Annotated in this window: 16 protein-coding genes; 11 read left to right on the top strand and 5 right to left on the bottom strand. The window is 44.7% G+C overall.

The genetic code is table 11. The features are described 5' to 3' along the window. Window positions 1-5: 5 nt before the first annotated feature. From ACDQ55_RS06750 to tyrS, 5 genes are all read left to right on the top strand, one after another. Window positions 6-950 carry a UDP-glucuronic acid decarboxylase family protein gene (locus tag ACDQ55_RS06750; RefSeq protein ID WP_420980514.1) on the top strand — a complete coding sequence of 315 codons (945 nt, stop codon included), beginning with the start codon at window positions 6-8 and terminating at the stop codon, window positions 948-950. 19 nt (window positions 951-969) lie between these two features. Next, window positions 970-2025, top strand: coding sequence for a dTDP-glucose 4,6-dehydratase (gene rfbB, locus ACDQ55_RS06745; protein WP_420980513.1), 1056 nt, complete (start codon window positions 970-972; stop codon window positions 2023-2025). Between the two features lie 53 nt (window positions 2026-2078). Continuing rightward, a complete protein-coding gene (gene rfbC / locus ACDQ55_RS06740) occupies window positions 2079-2633 on the top strand; it encodes a dTDP-4-dehydrorhamnose 3,5-epimerase (protein ID WP_420980512.1) in 555 nt (184 codons plus the stop codon). 16 nt (window positions 2634-2649) lie between these two features. Then, window positions 2650-3516, top strand: coding sequence for a dTDP-4-dehydrorhamnose reductase (gene rfbD, locus ACDQ55_RS06735; RefSeq protein WP_420980511.1), 867 nt, complete (start codon window positions 2650-2652; stop codon window positions 3514-3516). A gap of 183 nt (window positions 3517-3699) precedes the next feature. Beyond that, complete coding sequence (tyrS, locus tag ACDQ55_RS06730) at window positions 3700-4983, top strand: tyrosine--tRNA ligase (protein WP_420980509.1); 1284 nt, start codon at window positions 3700-3702, stop codon at window positions 4981-4983. Between the two features lie 86 nt (window positions 4984-5069). Here tyrS and ACDQ55_RS06725 read toward each other — a convergent pair whose 3' ends face one another. Together ACDQ55_RS06725 and ACDQ55_RS06720 are read right to left on the bottom strand one after the other, a co-directional pair. Further along, the gene (locus tag ACDQ55_RS06725; RefSeq protein ID WP_420980508.1) at window positions 5070-6359 is read right to left on the bottom strand and encodes an amidohydrolase family protein; all 1290 of its coding nucleotides are present in this window, start codon (window positions 6357-6359) and stop codon (window positions 5070-5072) included. A gap of 21 nt (window positions 6360-6380) precedes the next feature. Continuing rightward, complete coding sequence (locus ACDQ55_RS06720; RefSeq protein ID WP_420980507.1) at window positions 6381-9443, bottom strand: amidohydrolase family protein; 3063 nt, start codon at window positions 9441-9443, stop codon at window positions 6381-6383. A gap of 195 nt (window positions 9444-9638) precedes the next feature. On the opposite strand from ACDQ55_RS06720, the gene ACDQ55_RS06715 reads away from it, so the two are divergent. From ACDQ55_RS06715 to ACDQ55_RS06700, 4 genes are all read left to right on the top strand, one after another. After that, window positions 9639-10076, top strand: a complete 438-nt coding sequence (locus ACDQ55_RS06715) for a hypothetical protein (RefSeq protein ID WP_420980506.1) — start codon at window positions 9639-9641, stop codon at window positions 10074-10076. A 95-nt stretch (window positions 10077-10171) separates the two neighbouring features. Then, the gene (locus ACDQ55_RS06710) at window positions 10172-11506 is read left to right on the top strand and encodes a glycerate kinase type-2 family protein (RefSeq protein WP_420980505.1); all 1335 of its coding nucleotides are present in this window, start codon (window positions 10172-10174) and stop codon (window positions 11504-11506) included. A gap of 84 nt (window positions 11507-11590) precedes the next feature. Beyond that, the gene (uxuA, locus tag ACDQ55_RS06705) at window positions 11591-12766 is read left to right on the top strand and encodes a mannonate dehydratase (protein ID WP_420980503.1); all 1176 of its coding nucleotides are present in this window, start codon (window positions 11591-11593) and stop codon (window positions 12764-12766) included. A 295-nt stretch (window positions 12767-13061) separates the two neighbouring features. Continuing rightward, window positions 13062-13532: a MarR family winged helix-turn-helix transcriptional regulator gene (locus tag ACDQ55_RS06700; RefSeq protein WP_420980502.1), complete on the top strand. Its 471-nt coding sequence runs from the start codon at window positions 13062-13064 to the stop codon at window positions 13530-13532. 5 nt (window positions 13533-13537) lie between these two features. Here the strand turns inward: ACDQ55_RS06700 and ACDQ55_RS06695 are convergent, their stop codons facing one another. Further along, window positions 13538-14506: a FecR domain-containing protein gene (locus ACDQ55_RS06695; RefSeq protein WP_420980500.1), complete on the bottom strand. Its 969-nt coding sequence runs from the start codon at window positions 14504-14506 to the stop codon at window positions 13538-13540. Between the two features lie 170 nt (window positions 14507-14676). Here ACDQ55_RS06695 and ACDQ55_RS06690 point away from each other — a divergent pair, with 170 nt between their 5' ends. Beyond that, complete coding sequence (locus tag ACDQ55_RS06690) at window positions 14677-15972, top strand: hypothetical protein (RefSeq protein ID WP_420980499.1); 1296 nt, start codon at window positions 14677-14679, stop codon at window positions 15970-15972. On the opposite strand, the gene ACDQ55_RS06685 is transcribed toward ACDQ55_RS06690, so the two are convergent. Further along, the gene (locus ACDQ55_RS06685) at window positions 15973-16209 is read right to left on the bottom strand and encodes a hypothetical protein (protein WP_420980498.1); all 237 of its coding nucleotides are present in this window, start codon (window positions 16207-16209) and stop codon (window positions 15973-15975) included. A gap of 482 nt (window positions 16210-16691) precedes the next feature. On the opposite strand from ACDQ55_RS06685, the gene ACDQ55_RS06680 reads away from it, so the two are divergent. Continuing rightward, complete coding sequence (locus ACDQ55_RS06680; RefSeq protein ID WP_420980496.1) at window positions 16692-17357, top strand: siderophore-interacting protein; 666 nt, start codon at window positions 16692-16694, stop codon at window positions 17355-17357. Between the two features lie 12 nt (window positions 17358-17369). Here the strand turns inward: ACDQ55_RS06680 and ACDQ55_RS06675 are convergent, their stop codons facing one another. Beyond that, window positions 17370-17975 carry a DNA-binding response regulator gene (locus ACDQ55_RS06675; RefSeq protein ID WP_420980495.1) on the bottom strand — a complete coding sequence of 202 codons (606 nt, stop codon included), beginning with the start codon at window positions 17973-17975 and terminating at the stop codon, window positions 17370-17372. Window positions 17976-18351: the final 376 nt, after the last annotated feature.

The raw sequence follows: 18351 nt of genomic DNA, 5'->3' as shown, positions 1-18351 counted from the left end.
ACAACATGGAAAAGAAAAGAATACTTATTGCAGGTGCGGCCGGCTTTCTGGGCTCCCATCTCTGCGACCGCTTTATAAAAGAAGGTTTTCATGTGATTGGCATGGACAACCTGCTTACCGGTAATATCAAAAATATCGAGCACCTTTTTCCTTTGCCCGAATTTGAATACTACCATCATGATGTTACCAAGTTTGTACATGTACCAGGCAAACTAGATTATATCCTGAACTTCGCCTCTCCCGCCAGCCCAATCGATTACCTTAAAATGCCCATCCAAACCCTAAAAGTAGGGTCGCTGGGTACACATAACCTGTTGGGACTGGCCAAAGAAAAAAAGGCGCGCATACTGGTAGCTTCCACCTCAGAAGTATATGGCGATCCCAATGTACATCCACAAACGGAGGAATATTGGGGTAATGTAAACCCGGTGGGTCCACGAGGAGTATATGACGAAGCTAAAAGATTCCTCGAATCCATTACCATGGCCTATCATAACTTCCATGGCATAGAAACCCGTATCGTACGCATTTTCAATACCTATGGTCCGCGGATGCGCCTGAATGATGGCCGTGCATTACCAGCATTTATGAGCCAGGCACTGAATGGCCAAGACCTAACCGTTTTCGGTGATGGCAGCCAAACCCGTTCTTTCTGCTATGTAGATGATCTGATTGAAGGGATCTACCGTTTACTGTTAAGCGATTATCACCTGCCGGTAAATATTGGCAACCCTCAAGAAATTACCCTGAACCAGTTTGCAGAAGAGATCATTGCCCTCACCGGCTCCAAACAAAAAATAGTGTACCATCCGCTACCAAAAGATGACCCTAAACAACGGCAGCCGGATATTACCAAAGCCCGGACACTGCTTGGTTGGGAACCTAAGGTAAGCCGGCAGGAAGGATTAAGAATAACTTATGAATACTTCAAACAAGCCTTATTAAAATAAAAACTAAATGCTAACTGTAATGAAGCGGAAACTGTTAATTACCGGTGGCGCCGGATTCATTGGTTCTCATGTGGTACGGTTATTTGTCAATAAATATCCCGACTACCAGATTGTAAACCTGGATGCGCTTACCTACGCCGGTAACCTGGAAAACCTGGCAGATGTAAAAGACCAACCTAACTATATTTTCGAGAAAGGCGACATCACTGATGATATACATATTGATCAGCTTTTCGAAAAATACCAGTTCGATGGGGTTATCCATCTGGCAGCAGAAAGCCATGTAGACCGCTCTATTATGGACCCATTGGCCTTTATCCGGACCAACGTTTTAGGAACAGCCGTATTGCTGAACAATGCCAGAAAACACTGGAAAGACAATATGGAAGGAAAGCTCTTTTATCATGTATCTACAGATGAAGTATATGGCTCATTAGGCGAAGATGGTTTCTTCCATGAAACCACCGCTTATGATCCCCGTTCTCCCTATTCTGCCTCCAAAGCCAGTTCAGACCATTTTGTAATGGCCTACTATCATACTTATCATTTACCTGCGGTTATTTCAAACTGTTCCAATAACTATGGCTCTCATCATTTTCCGGAAAAACTGATTCCACTGGCTATACACAACATTAAAAATAATAAGCCGGTACCCGTATATGGGAAAGGCGAAAACATACGTGATTGGCTGTATGTAAATGACCACGCCAGGGCTATCGATACTATTTTTCATCACGGAAAGATTGGGGAAACCTATAATGTAGGCGGATTTAACGAATGGAAGAATATAGACCTTATCCATTTGCTTTGCAACATTATGGATAAAAAACTCGGACGTCCGGAAGGTACCTCCGCCCAATTGATCACTTTTGTAAAAGACCGCGCCGGACACGACCTGCGTTATGCCATCGACGCCACCAAGCTCAATAAAGAACTGGGCTGGGAACCTTCTTTACAGTTTGAAGAAGGATTGGAGAAAACCGTAACCTGGTACCTGGAAAATGAAACATGGCTAAACCATGTTACCAGCGGTGCATATCAACAATATTATAACGAACAATATCAAAAAAGATAGTTTTTAGCCCTTGGCAACCAATCGCTAAGGGCTAAAAACTAAAAGCTTACAACATGCCTTTTCAGCAAACCGGAATACCTGGCCTTTTAATATATGAACCCAAAGTATTTGGAGATCATCGGGGCTATTTTTTTGAAAGTTATAATGCCAATACCTTTCGGGAAGAAGGCATCGAATATAACTTTATACAGGATAACCAGGCCCGCTCTACTTACGGCGTATTGCGTGGCCTCCACTACCAGCTGGAACCCCATGCACAAACTAAACTTGTAAGGGTGTTGGAAGGCCGCATTATAGACGCAGTGGTAGATATCCGTAAGGATTCTCCTACTTATGGTAAGTCTTTCAGCATTGAGCTCAGCGCAACCAATAAACTACAACTACTGGTACCTAAAGGATTTGCGCACGGCTATGCCGTAATCAGCGATACCGCAGAAGTAATGTATAAATGCGATAACTTCTACCACAAAGCCAGCGAAGGAGGGATCATATTTAATGATCCGGCGCTGGAGATTGATTGGGGCATTGATCTGAAAGATGCTATTGTATCTGAAAAAGACCTGGTGCTGCCCAAACTGGCAGACATTCAACATAACTTTACCTTTTAACTGTCGATATTTTGCTATGAAAAATATTCTTGTAACCGGAGGAAACGGTCAACTAGGCCAGAGCTTACAAAAAATAGCCAACGCCTGGCCGCAGTTCAACCTGATATTTACAGATTATCAGGAGTTGGATATTACCAACGCAGATGCATTGACAGCCTACTTCTCTGAACACGAAATAGACGCCTGCATTAACTGTGCAGCCTATACTGCAGTAGATAAAGCTGAAGAAGAGGAAGACAAGGCCTTTCAACTCAATTTCCAGGGCGTACTATTTCTGGCAGAAATCTGCGCACAGCGGAATGCCCAGCTACTGCATATCTCCACAGATTATGTATTCAGCGGGAAACAGAATGTTCCCTATACGGAAGAAAACGACACCGATCCGCAAAGCATTTATGGCGCGTCTAAAGTACGTGGCGAAGCTGCGGCAATGGGTTACAATCCAAACACCATCGTACTTCGCACCTCCTGGCTGTATTCTGAATATGCTGTAAACTTCGTAAAACGTATGCGCGAATTAATGCAGGAGAAACCAGAATTAAACGTGGTATTTGATCAAACAGGCACACCTACCTACGCAGGCGACCTTGCTCAAACCATCCTGGAAATACTGCAATACCGTACATCCAATCCAGATGCGGCTATTGGTGGCATCTACCATTATAGCAACGAAGGCGTTACCAGTTGGTACGACTTTGCCATTGCCATTAAAGAGATGACCGGCGCCGCTATCCCTGTTTATCCGATCACTTCCGATAAATTTAAAACAGCCGCTAAACGCCCTGCCTACAGCGTGCTGAATAAAGAAAAGATCAAGAACACTTTCGGCATTACAGTCCCTTATTGGAGAGACAGCCTGGCAATGTGCTTGAAAAATATGTAAAATACCTTTCAGTTCCGTTGTTCGGAATACAACGGAACTGATTGCTGCTGCTACCCTATCGCAGCAATTCAATAGCCCCTAAATATTTTTTTGCTTTTACCCAACGGATTAGTGTAAGGGATTTGCTTTCTCTCTACAGTTCCCGCATTTTTATGTAGGTTTGCAAAAACTGTTATTAAAATCATGAATCTGATAGAAGAACTGCGCTGGCGGGGTATGCTACAGGATATGATGCCTGGCACGGAAGAGCAACTGCAAAAGGAAATGACCACTGCATATATTGGTTTTGATCCTACTGCAGAATCTTTGCACATCGGTAGCCTGGTACCCATCTTGCTGCTGGTGCACCTACAAAAGGCAGGACATAAGCCCCTGGCGCTGGTGGGAGGCGCTACCGGAATGGTAGGCGACCCCTCCTTTAAAGCGGAAGAAAGAAAAATGTTGGATCTGGATACCCTGCAAAAAAATGTAGCCGGTATCAAAGCCCAATTGGAACGCTTCCTCAACTTTGACCCTGCCAAACCCAATGCGGCAGAAATGGTGAATAACTTCGACTGGTTCCAGCATATTTCCTTCCTCGATTTTATTCGCGATACCGGTAAGCATATCACCGTTAACTATATGATGGCCAAAGATTCCGTTAAAAAAAGGATCGAAGGCGAAAACGGGATGTCATTTACCGAATTTACCTATCAACTGATACAAGGTTACGATTTCTATCATTTATATACTGCCAAGAACTGTAAGCTGCAAATGGGCGGTTCAGACCAATGGGGCAATATTGTTACCGGTACTGAATTGATCCGCCGTAAAGCCAGCGGTGAAGCATTTGCTTTTACTTGTCCGCTGATCAAAAAAGCAGATGGCACCAAATTCGGCAAAACCGAACAAGGCACTGTATGGCTGGATCCTAAGCGTACTTCCCCTTACATGTTCTACCAGTTCTGGTTCAATACCTCCGATGCTGATGCAGAAAGCTATATCAAGATCTTTACCTTCATGGAGCAGCCGGAAATTGAAGCGCTGATTGCCCAGCACCGGGAAGCACCCAATTTACGTTTGCTACAGCAAAGGCTAGCCAAAGAAGTAACTACTTTCATCCATGGTGAAGAAAGCTATGAATTTGCCGTAAAAGCTACAGCCATCCTCTTCAGCAATAATACAGCAGAAGAATTGGCTTCTTTATCTGAAGAACAATTACTGGAAATAATGGACGGCGTACCTCAGTACGAAATAGAGAGGGCCGCACTCGAAACAGGTAAAGATATCGTAAGCCTACTGGCTGAAACAGGCATTTTCCCGAGTAAAGGAGAAGCCCGTAAAACAGTGCAAGGCGGTGGTATCAGCATGAACAAAAGAAAAGTGGAAGGAATAGACACCGTTATTAACACGTCCTCCTTACTGCGTGATAAATACATCCTTTTCCAGAAAGGAAGGAAAAATTACTACCTGGTAAAAGCCAATTAATTACTGAAGTAAGTATAAATAAGATGAAAGGCTGGTAATATACCAGCCTTTCATCTTATACCCAAACCCACAACAACAGTTCATCACTACAGTCCATATTTCTGCTCGTACTTGTGGTACAATTGTTTCTGTTTGTTATCCAGGTTAATTTCCCGGCCCTGGATAAATGCCCTGGTGATCACACTGGACTTCATATCCAACATATCTCCGGAACTAATAGCAATATTAGCGTCCTTACCGGTTTCCAGCGATCCGGTAGTTTTGTCGATGCCCAATATTTTAGCGGCATTAAGGGTTACAGCAGACAGGGCCTCTTCCTTGCTAAGTCCGTAAGTACTGGCGGTGCCGGCTTCATAACCCAGGTTACGCTGTTGCCAGAAACCTTCGTTACTAAGACAAAACAACACACCGGCTTTCTGCAACTCCGCAGCTGTTTTATAAGGCTGGTCCACATCATCGTCTTGCATGAGGGGCAGGCTGTGCGGCTGGGTTAATATTACCGGGATATTGTTCTGTTTCAGCAGATCAGCAATGAGCCAGGAATCAGCTCCGCAAACAATAGCTACATCCAGGTTAAATTCTTTCGCAAAATCAATCGCTATCAACATTTCCTTGACCAGATCACAATGGATAAAAAGCTTTTGTTCTCTGGCAAACAGCTTACGCATCGATTCAAACTTCAAATTAGTAGCAGTGTGCTTCACCTCTTGCTGATAAGCATGGGCTTCCCGGAAGAAGGTCCGCACACTTTCAATTTTATCCATTGCCGCTTTTATCGGATCACCTACTGCAGCACCACCACGTCTGCCACCACTAACAGGCATCAAACGGGGCATAAAGAAATGCAAGGCATTATCTGTTTTGTAGGCCGCATCTTCCCAATTCCAGGCATCCAGCTGTACTACCGAAGAAGTGCCGCTGATAATACCACCTTCCGGCGTTACCTGCGCCAATAAAATACCATTGGAACGCAGGGTATTAATCACTTTGGAATCTGCATTATAAGCAATAATAGACCGTATAGAAGGATTGATCTCCCCTACCTCTTTGTTATCAATGGTAGCGCGTACACTCTCAAATTCGATGAGCCCCAGATTAGTTTCCGGCGCGATAATGCCCGGATAAACATGTTGCCCTTTCAGGTCCATTACAATGGCATCAGTGCCAGCAGCAGGAATATTTACGCCTACAGCAGTAATTTTCCCTTTATCGAAAGCCAGGGTACCTTTTTCAATCACCTGTCCATTGCCCACGTGAATGGTAGCATTGGTAAGGTATACCGGCTTGCGCTGTAGCGCTGCCGGGGATATCGTTTCCTGTGCATAGGCGGTATGCAGTCCTATGGCCAGGCTCAATAATAAAATATATTTGTTCATGTTAGTGATCGTATTTAACGGTTAATTACTGGTAGCATCGGCGCCAATCCCTTCCTGATGTCCTCCCTGCAGGTCTTCACAGTGGTACATCTCATCTGGCGCGAAAGAAGCCTTCTGCGTAGGCGTACCTTTTTTCTTTTCTGCCAGCAGCTTCTGTATAAGGCGGTTGCGCTCTTCTGCGATACGTTTGCGCAATTGCAGATCGGTATCACGGTCAAATTCCACTATCCCGTCTACAATAGTCTTTTCTGCTTTTGCATAAATGCTCAACGGTTCATTGCTCCACAACACCACATCAGCATCCTTACCTACTTTAATGCTTCCCATACGACTATCTACATGTAATAACTTAGCAGGATTAAGGGTTACCATGTTCAGGGCATTTTCTTCGCCAACACCGCCGTAACGGATGCTTTTAGCCGCTTCCTGGTTCAACCTGCGCGCCATTTCTGCATCGTCGGAATTGATGGCGGTTACCACGCCTACTTTGCTCATGATGGCTGCATTGTAAGGAATAGCATCCTGCACTTCCATTTTATAGGCCCACCAATCGGCAAAGGTACCTGCGCCAGCGCCATGCACCTTCATTTTGTCGGCCATTTTATACCCTTCCAATATGTGGGTGAAGGTATTAACACGGAAATGGAAACTGTCTGCAACATGCATCAGCATATTGATTTCGCTCTGTACATAAGAGTGACAGGTGATGAAACGTTGCTGGTGCAGGATCTCTACTAACGCATCAAGTTCCAGGTCGCGGCGTTTGCCGGGGCCTTGCTTTTCATAGTCACGGGCACGGGTAAACGCATCTACATATACCTGCTCTACCCCCATCCTGGTTTGCGGGAAACGCACCGTATTCCTTTCCCCCCAGTTAGCTTGCTTTACATTTTCGCCCAGGGCAAATTTGATGAACGGGGCCCAGTTGCCTACTTTCAGGTCTTCTGCGTTCTGGCCCCAGCGGAGCTTTATCAACTGCGACTGTCCGCCGATAGCATTGGCGCTGCCATGCAAAATATGAGAGGCTATAACACCACCGCTTAACTGACGGTAAATATTTACATCATCAGGATTTAATACATCGGCAATCCTTACTTCCGAAGTAACCGATTGGGAAGATTCGTTCACTCCTTTGCTCACGGCAATATGTGAATGCTCGTCAATGATGCCGGCAGACAAGTGCTTGCCAGTACCATCTATCACGCGGGCATTACCGGCTGCGATATTTTTGCCTATCTGCGCTATTTTGCCATTGCGGATCAGGACATCCGTATTTTCCAGTTTCCCTTCCTTTTCCCCAGTCCATACGGTAGTATTACGGATCAGGAGATCTTGCTGCTGCGGCAGTTTTTCCCAACCATAGCCGCTAAACGGATAATACAGAGGGCCAGCAGTCACTTGTCCAGATTTTTTCAGTGAATCTGCTTTTTCCGGTGTTGCTTTTACAAACACAGCCTTCCATTTCACCAGGCTGCCACTTGTATCGGCGCCGGTACCACTCCAATTATCGTCGCCGATAATGCCGCTCAAACGCAGGGCGCTTTTGGCGGCTTTCGCCAGGGGCAGGGAAAGGCTGACTAGTTTTCCATTTACGTCTATACGTCCGGGCAAAGTATCTTTCTGTAAAACAGCTAACTGTGGTGCGGTGGGTGTACCTTTTACTTCTACCGTGTAGCTGTTACCGGGCGTAAGGGTAATAGTATAAATACCCCGGATATCATTCCAACCGTCTGTTTTGATTGTATAACGGCTACCTTGTACCCAGTTCTGGTAGAGAATAGTTTTTTCGTTGAACAGCGGGCCGCTGGTGATCAGGAAATTGGCCAGCTTTCCGGCTTCCAGGCTACCTACTTTGTCGTAAACCTTTAGGAGGGTAGCAGGCGTTTTGGTTAACGCCTCCAGCGCTTTTTGCTCGCTGAGGCCATAACTGATTGCTTTTCTTACATTAGCCAGGAATTGTTTTACATCTTTCAGATCGGCAGCTGTCAAACAGAAAGGGATGTTTGCTTTTTCAAAAGCCGCAGGTTCGGAAGGAGCCATTTCCCAATGCTTCATATCTGCCAGTGATACAAAACGGGCATCATTGGGGTCTTCCACGTCCATGGGGCCGGGGAAATTCACCGGCAGCACAAAAGATGCTTTGGTGGCGCTCATCTCAGCAATACGCTGATATTCGTTGCCACCGCCTTTGATAATATATTGCACGCCAAATTCATCGCCTATTTTATCGGCCCGCAGGGCATCCCATTTATCAGTAACCTCAAATACCTGGGGCAATAACTGATTAGCATTCCAGGTTTGCAAGCTAAGATTCACTCCTTCTTTAGCCGGCTGGGATTTATACCATTGTGCATCAAGGTAGGTTTGCCGTAATAAAGCGATAGCACCCATCAGGGAAGCAGGATAGTTCTGGGTAGAGCTGCCTTTATCAAAAGAATAGCCTGCAGCGGCTTTTTCGCGGATAATCGCTTTATTTTCACGTGTGCCGGCCAGCGTTACCAGGGCGGCAGTGCCACGGGCAATACCATCCTGCTGCTGGGTAAGCACTGTGCCAAAACCGGCTTCCCGCAAGGGGGCTGCTTTCGCCTCATCGGCAGTAAACAGGTCTACCGCATTAATTTCACTGCGGATTGCCTGATTCCACCCATATGCGCCTTTAGTATTGGAGAAAAACTGCGGAGCTGCATTCCAGGGGGAATTACCGCGTTTTGCTTCCGCCAGGCCATAATTGCTAAAGATATCTACAAAGGAGGGATAAATATATTTCCCTTTGCAATCTACCACTACAGCATCCTTAGGGATAGCAGCCAAAGGGCCTGCATCTACAATTTTACCATCCCGGATCACCAGGATAGCATTGGAAAGGGTAGTTTGCGCATCTTTTACAATGGTAGCATGCGTAAATGCGAAACATCCCTCCCGAGGGTCGGCAATCCCATTTACGGGAAAAGTTTCCTGGGCATAGGCATAAGGACTGGCAGCCAGCAACGCCAGCAGTAACCATTTACTGCGATGCCGGTTCAGAACATAGGTGGTACACCGCGATAGCAGGGCTACCCCGTGTTTCTCAAAAGCTCTTTTCATGTAACTACTAAATTTTTCGGTTTAGATTTAGTTGATCCGCTAAATGTAATAAATCATTGATGCCGGTTTTAACAAAACGATATTTTTTTTATGAGTGGTAACCTATATGGTTTATTTTGGATTCACACGAAAAAGGGATAATTTGGAAAAAAATACCTCCTAAGTTTGTTTAAATTCGTTTAATACTAGCTGACTATGAAGTTCATTTCCATTCATACACTTCTGCTGCTGATCTTCCTGTTCACAGTGGTTACCGTTAAAACCTATGCCCAGGATAAAGATACCACTGCCAATAAAGGCCGTTGGACCGTGGAAGGAAGGGCCGACAAGATCACTGATAAAATTTCGCATAAACTGAACCTGAACAAAGAACAGGCACAACAGATCTATGCAATCAATGAAGATATTGTACGCCGTATGGATGTTGTAAAAAGCAATGCTTCCCTTAGCAAAAAAGAACAGATGACACAATTTAAAGCATTGGATACAGAACGGAGCCAACGATTTAAATCGGTGTTCACTGCCGCACAGTACAAAAAATGGAACGACTGGGAGATGAATAAAAAAGAGCACCTGGAAGCTAAAATGGAGAAGAAAAGACAGAAAAGAGAAACAAAAGTCGCTATCCAATAAAGCAGTAGCCTGTTCATGATAAATAACTATTAAAGCGGATAAATAAAGCCAGCAGGTTGCTTATTTATCCGCTTTTCTTTTTAACCGGAACCCTTATGAGCCAGGCGACTGCCGACATCCAAAACATCTTTCTCCATGCCGTGGCAGCTGTACATCCCTGGCAGTTAATACAACAAAATGTGCAGGTAATAGCTGCCAGCCGTAGTATCCGTATTTCGGGAGATGATTATCCGATATTGCCCAATACCCGTATATGGGTGCTGGGCGCCGGCAAAGCTGCCGCAGCTATGGCACAGGAGCTGGAAAACATATTAATCCCATATTTCCCGTTACAGGGCGTGATTGTTACCAAATACGGGCATGCCTTACCGTTACAACAACTTAGCTTATTGGAAGCCGGGCACCCGGTACCAGACGAACAAAGTGTAACCGCTACCGTTAAATTTTTAGATATAGCCGCCCAGGTGAAGCCGCCAGACCTGGTAATATTACTACTGTCTGGAGGCGCTTCTTCCCTACTAGCCGATGTTCCGCCGGGTAGCAGCTTAACGGAGGTACAACAGCTCTTTCAGGCTTTATTAAAGAGCGGGGCCGATATAGGGGCCATGAATACCGTACGTAAACATCTTTCAGCCATTAAAGGTGGTAATCTGGCTAAAAAAATATACCCGGTCACGTTATGCACCCTTATCTTAAGCGATGTAGTAGGCAACGACCTGAGCATAATAGGATCTGGCCCTACAGTGCCCGACCCTACAACATTTGCAGACACCCTGCATATCCTGCAGGAATATCATCTCACCAAAAAAATATCCACTCCCCTACTCCGGTATGTTGAAAAAGGCGTGGCAGGAAATATACCGGACACGCCTAAACCAGGCAATGAAGATTTCGAACATGTGCATAACTATCTGACCGGCACCAACCGCATAGCGCTAGAAGCGGGCGCCCAACAGGCAAAAGCCCTTGGCTATCATGTGCGGCTACTGTCGGATACCATTACCGGTGAGGTACATGCCGTAGCAGATCAGCTACTGGAAATAGCCCGGCATTATGAAGGCCCCCTACCAGCCTGCTTACTGGCAGGAGGCGAAACAACCCTAACCGTTATGGGAACGGGCCTAGGTGGCCGTAACCAGCAACTCGCACTGGCAGCCGGCATCGCATTAGCAGACCAACCGGCATACACCTTTTTAAGCGGAGGCACCGATGGCAGCGATGGCCCTACAGCAGCAGCAGGGGCTATCGTAGATGCATCAACGATGCAAAAAGCAAGGCATATGCAACTGGATCCACTTCATTTTCTTCATAACAATGATGCCTGGCATTTCTTCTCAAAAGTAGGTGGGCTAATCGTTACAGGCCCCACGCAAACCAATGTAATGGACCTCATGGTACTACTCATTACCGGCAACGACCCTAAAATTTAAAATCAAAATTTGTATATGTGTGGATAGATTATATTTTTGGGGTTTGGAATTAAAAATACTGGATTCACTAAACGTATTTGCATTATGCTGAGAATGGAACAGACATGGCGATGGTACGGGCCAAATGATCCGGTAAGTTTGTCTGATATCAAACAGGCAGGAGCTACCGGTATCGTAACAGCATTGCACCATATACCTAATGGAGTAGTATGGACGAAAGAAGAGATATTAAAGCGGAAAAACATAATTGAAGCTGCAGGGCTCACCTGGTCTGTAGTGGAGAGTGTACCGGTACACGAAGACATTAAAACGCAAAGCGGTAATTTCAGAACGTATATCACCAATTACCAGGAAACCTTGCGTAACCTGGCTGCATGCGGTATACGTACAGTTACTTACAATTTTATGCCGGTATTGGATTGGACGCGTACCGATCTTGCTTATACCGTGGAAGATGGTTCCAAAGCATTACGCTTCGAAAAGGCTGCTTATATCGCCTTCGACCTGTTTATGTTACAACGGCCGGATGCAGCAAAAGACTATAATGAAGAGGAAATAGCCCGGGCGAAGGAACATTTCGATAGCATGACAGCTGCCTCCAAAGAACTGTTGCAAAAAAATATTATCGCCGGACTGCCGGGATCTGAAGAAAGCTTCACACTGGAACTATTTCAGGCAGCGTTAGATAAATACAAAGGCATTGATGCCACACAACTAAAACTGCACCTGTTCTACTTCCTACAGCAGATCGCACCTATTGCAGAAGAAGAAGGCGTAAAATTAGCTATCCACCCGGATGATCCTCCTTTCCCTATTTTCGGCTTGCCACGCGTGGTGAGTACCGAACAGGATGCCCGCGAACTACTGATCGCTGCTCCCTATGCCGCTAATGGCTTGTGCTTTTGCACCGGTTCCTATGGCGTGCGGGCAGACAACGACCTGGCCGGCATGGTAGAACGCCTGGGCGATCATATCCATTTCATCCATCTGCGCAGCACACAACGGGATGCTTTAGGCAACTTCCATGAAGCCAACCACCTGGAAGGCGATGTAGATATGTTCTCTGTAGTAAAAAACATTCTGCTCACCATGAAACGTCGCAATGTTTCCATTCCTATGCGTCCGGATCATGGTCACCAGATGCTGGATGACCTCCATAAAAAAACCAATCCTGGCTACAGCGCCATTGGCCGTTTACGTGGCCTGGCAGAACTGAGAGGCCTGGAAATGGGTATCGCAGGGGCTTTAGGCTCTGATTGACTGACGTCTACCAGTATCAGGTCTGTACAACGTGTTAAGGTGGGGATAAGCAATACCATCGTCGGACTGAGATGCTACACCAGGGCAGAAAGCGTATTTGAACACATACCGTAATGGCTGATTACGCGTACAAATATCACTCTCTATAAAAAACAATGGGATTTGTTTGAAGCTGTATTCTTCTTCAAACAAATCCCAAATTTGTTTACACAATATAGTATACTGATAATCCCCTGCTTTTTTGTAGCATTGCAACAAATAGTGAATCCGCACACTTTACCAAACCTACAATACGATGAGCGCAATCATTGATGCGAAATACGAGGCATGCCTGGCCAAAAGACCAGATAGCCTAGCCCGCCTGATCAATCAATTCAAAAAAGACATAGACCTACGTATCAGCCAAAAGATACAAGAGCGTGGGTATAAAAATTTCAAACTGGGCGATATGGTACTGCTGGTATACATCGACCCTCATGGCACCATCAATAACGACCTCGCCAGAAAAGCCCGTATCAGCAAACAAGCCATGAGCAAAGTAGTAAAAAGCCTCGAAGCGGAAAACTATATCGCTACCCGTAAGCATGATACCGACAACCGCGCCAGCATTATTTTTCTAACGGAAAAAGGGAAAGCATTTATGATCAATGTGTATGAAGCTGTAGATGAAATTCACGATTTCTATGCATCCATAATCGGTAACGAAAGGTTCCAACAGCTCAGGGATACCCTCAAACAATTAAACACCAGCTTGCATGCTGCCTGATACTCTTACCTAAGGGTAATATAATATTGGTTACCGCTATTTTTTACAATAGGCGCTTGTAGCAGTTGATGCAATACCAGGAGTACCTCTGCAGCTGTTTTCTGCCCGAAATTGGCAGTGATTTTTTGTTGAAGCAGCTTACCCGCAGAAGGCAGTACCTGTATCTCGATGCCGTAATAACTATTTACCGCATCAAGCACTTCTTCCAGTGGAATATCCTGGAATTGCAGCAGGCCTGTTTTCCAGGCCAGGGGCGACTGGCTCCTGTAACTTTTTTGTTGTAAGGGATGATGCAATTCCTTTTTTCCCATCATGTGGGCCATTAACGTTGTTTGATGGCCCCTATCTGGTTTCAGGAGCACCTTTCCACTAACCACAAACACCCGGAATAAAGAAGGCGTTTTATGCACATTAAATACGGCCTCACGGGCACATAATACCGTACGCTCATCCAACTGCATCCGCATGCGGGCCTTTCCATCCATATCAAACCAGGCATCGCCTGATTCCATACTTAATACAGGCGTTCCTCCGGCAGCAACGCCGTAACCAATAACAGCCTGTTTATTAGCTATAATCCGGCACCCTTTTCCCGGTAATAATGTATCTATATGGCCAGTACGATTAGTATATAGCAGCAGCTTATCCGGTAGCCTATTCAGATATACATATACACCAGTTATGATCACCAATACTGCTGCAGTGATGGCTACTGCTATCCATTTACGGCCTGTAATACAGACATTTGCTGACTTGCGGGCATACAAAGGCTTTAACGGGCCGGGTGGCAGGGTGGCCATTACTGTTACCGGAGTGCCCGCTTGCAACCAGCCTAATAGCTGACCTTCCACATAAGCGGCCTGCTCAGGCCCAGTTGCCACTAATGCGGCTACCCGGTCCTGCAACAACGGATCTTGTGGAAACTGAATAAATACTGATACCAGGTCGGTAATGTCCTGTTCCGGTTGATACATGGTGATAGCGGTTACTGTCCTCTATAGCTGGTAAATCCGGCAAGTTACTTAACTTCCACGCAAGTTCCACCGCATAGGCATCTCATTTGTATAAGCAACAATAAATAATTAGGCCACCTCAGTAAGGTTTAATATTTTTAGTAAAGATGAACCCGGCAAAAACGATATGTATGTCACCTGAACCAAACAATAACGACCAGGAATATATTGAGGGATTGCTTCACCACCGACCGGCAGTAATAGAGAATATATACCAGCGGTTTGCCTTCAAAGAAAAGCGGTTTATCCTGCAAAAGAGTGGTAATATAAAAGACGCCGCACATATCTTTGAACTGGCCTTGATGGATATCTATTTCTTTGCACGACGCCACCCCCTGCAGGTTAGCGATTTTGAACCTTTTCTGCAATTATTGTGTAAACGGATCTGGGAACTGGAACTGGAAAAAAGAGGACAACGTATTCCCGGCTTGCAAGCAGAGGAGCTTTCTACCCTAAGCAGAGACGATATACAGGATGTAGAAAATGTACTGAAAGAAGGAGAAAGAAGAAGAATGGCCTACCATTATTACCTTGCCTTACCAGATGAATGCAAAGAATTACTCCGTTGGTCGCTCTCCGAAGGTTGCTTACAAGAAGACATTGCCGCAGAAACCAACATACCCGTCACTGAACTCCCCCGCAGAAGAACAGCTTGTTACCGCACGCTGTTCATGGATATAGATACTAAACTGAAAACCAACAGCCTTTCCGAAAAAGATTTACTGGATACAGACAATTTCCTCAATGGCCAAATGCCGGAAGCAGAACGGAAGGCCTTCAGTACCAGACTCCAAGCTGATACCCTGCTTACCCAACAAGTAAAACGCTTCGATAGTATCCGGCAATTACTGGCCCAGAAAATATGTAGCGACACCAACCGCGACGAATTGCAACACCTGTTGTATACACATCGCAACACATGGTATACACTGAAGGACGCTTCTGCTACCCCTATACGTTATTACGTGATCCTCACTGCCTTAACTGCCATAAGCATTGCGGTTGTAATGTATATAAGCCCCTGGCGGAAAAACATCTACCGGCAATTTGCTTCTACGGAAATGCAGATACCCAGTATCGATAGCCTACGGCTACCGGAAGATGCTATCTTACTGTTTAACCATGGACATTTCAACAAAGCCATTCTAATACTCAACAACGTAATCAACAGCAACCCTAGCAACCAATACGCACTCTTTTATCGCGGGGTAGCGCTGATAGAAAAAAACGAGCTGAGCCTGGCACGAACAGACTTACTTGCTGTTTATAACAACAGCAATGATCTCCGTTACGACGCAGCTTTTTATTTAGCGTTAAGTTACCTGAAAGAAGGACACAAACAGGAATGCCTGGAATGGCTATTAAAAATTCCGCCCGGTGCCCCCAATTATCTCAAAGTGCAGAAACTAATAGAAGAATTAAAATAATTAGCCCAGGTGTTGTCCTTTACTATAATGGATAATATTTTCTACTTCTCCTTTAATTAACTCATAAACCGGCGCCTTGTCTGTTTTAATACGCACCAATTGCTGTAATACCAGGAAATAAATTTCTCCGCGGGTACAGCCATCAATCTGGGCTTTTACAATGTTATGTTTTACTTCTTCACAACCGGTGGCATCCAGTTTCTGGTAAATAACATACAGATCATCCATCCAACTCATAATCTCTAAAGTTTTAGCATAGTGTATAGTACTTTAAAAGTAAGATTTATATTAACAAAATAAACCATCCAAATCTTAAAAAATTGTAAATTCTACCCGCACTCAGAGCAGATTACAGGGCTTCTTAGCGATTAAATTCCATAACACTTTTTCTCTTTTAAATAAACCCATCAGCGGCAATAATTTTTGTTGCCACCCAGCTACTCCTAACACCCAGAAAAGCGGCATATTTCAAAACATACAATAATTCCCCCTTTCATCCGTCTCATCATTAGGGAATTATGAGATCGTTTCTTACCGGTTAAATCAATTATTGTTATTGGTGGACCAGCAATTAATGATCGATGTGCATTATAAAATGAGGGGGAAAACGTTGCAACATCCCCGTGCAGACCTCACTCAGGCTCATCGGCATGAGTTTTATATCTTGGCGATAACCAGTGATATAGCCAGCAAATTATAAACACCTAATTAAGTAATGTATGCCTTCAATCAAGGACAGGGCGGCTAGTTTACTCATGTCGCGCATAGGAAAAACTGCAGTCGTTATCAGCGCAGATCATATTGGTAATTTCCTTGTACAAATTCGTTTACAACTGCCCCAGCAGCTGCCGGCACGCAGTACCCAACATCTTAAATGTGAAATAGCTCCTTATACTTATCGCGACTATACAGTAGCCCATTGGGATGCAGCTACTCAAACAGCTACCCTGCTGATAGATTGCGGCCACAAGGGTAACGGCAGTCATTGGGCGCTTCAACTGCAACCTGGCAATGAGATCTTTTATGCCGGCCCTGGCGGAGGCCTGCATCAGCCGGGCACCGCTGCCCACATGGTTTGCATAGGAGATGCCAGCGCCACCGGACATTTTCATTCGTTGTATACCCATAAAAGCCCACAGCAAACATTCCATTGCTTTCTCCGGTTGGAAGACCCTACCGCCCACATGCTGCTCCAAATGTCTGTACAACCGCTCTCTAATAATGAGCATTATTTTACTGACTTACACGAATGGCTATATCATTACAACTTTCCGGCAGGGAACACAACTTTCTTCGTGGCGGGAAATCACCAGTTGGTAGCAAATGTTAGAAAATCATTACGTCAACAAGGCGGACAGGTAAAAGCACAGGGATTCTGGGGCTAAAGCCTGTTTGCATCAGACCAGGTGCTCTTTCATTGCCTTTACTATAGCATTGGAGCGGGAGCTTACATCAAGCTTACGGTAAATATTCATAATATGGGAACGCACGGTTCCTACGCTAATATGACATGTTTCAGCGACCTGTTTATAGGTGTCGCCGTTTACCAGACATTGTAAAATCTCCTTCTCCCTTGGTGATAATCCATATGGATCCTGAAAAGCCGGCTGTTGGTCTTTCCTGAAAAATGCCAACACTTTGTTGACTGCCACTATATTGGATTGCAGCGCTGTTTCATATACCTGGGCAATAAACTCAGATAACGATACCGGTGGAATATGCTCCAAATCATATCCACCTGTTACTGCCGGTATTTGTTTTACCCCTTGCTCCTTCTCATTCAGGGTAAGTAATAGCACATTTATATCAGGGTAAGCTGCTTTTACTATGCTGGCGGCTTCTATCGCAGTCAATCCAGGTATCTCTATATCCATAAAAACCAGGTTGCAGATGTCTTTTGCTAATTGTTGTAACAATTCTGTTGATTCGCTGTGCAATTCCGAAACTTCCATAACACGCGTATCTCCCAAATTATCAGGACTTAAAGGCCGCACTTTTTTCATAATATTCCCTTTGGGTTATGTCTATTCATATGAAATCTCCCATTAATAACTGCAAGTTCTCGGAAGCTGGTATGGTTGATAAATTATAAATGGACAGATCATACGGTTTCCATACCCGTAACAAATTTGAAACAATTACATGCAGCAGTCAATCGGATAACTATATGGTTTTTCAATAAATACTAATATACAATTTGTTTTATATTAAAAATAAAACACAAGTATAACATAGTGTTTTATAGTCTATGGCGGATTAACAAAAATGTAATGGTTTATCAATCAACTATTTAAAAATTGGCGTTTATTTCAATTCAATCAAATTATATTTTAATATATATATGAGAATCTTCCTATTTTGCTATCATACCCCCGTTTC

It is taken from the genome of Chitinophaga sp. 30R24 (assembly GCF_049056765.1).
GTDB lineage: Bacteria > Bacteroidota > Bacteroidia > Chitinophagales > Chitinophagaceae > Chitinophaga.
This window is presented reverse-complemented; position numbering and strand designations above follow the sequence as displayed.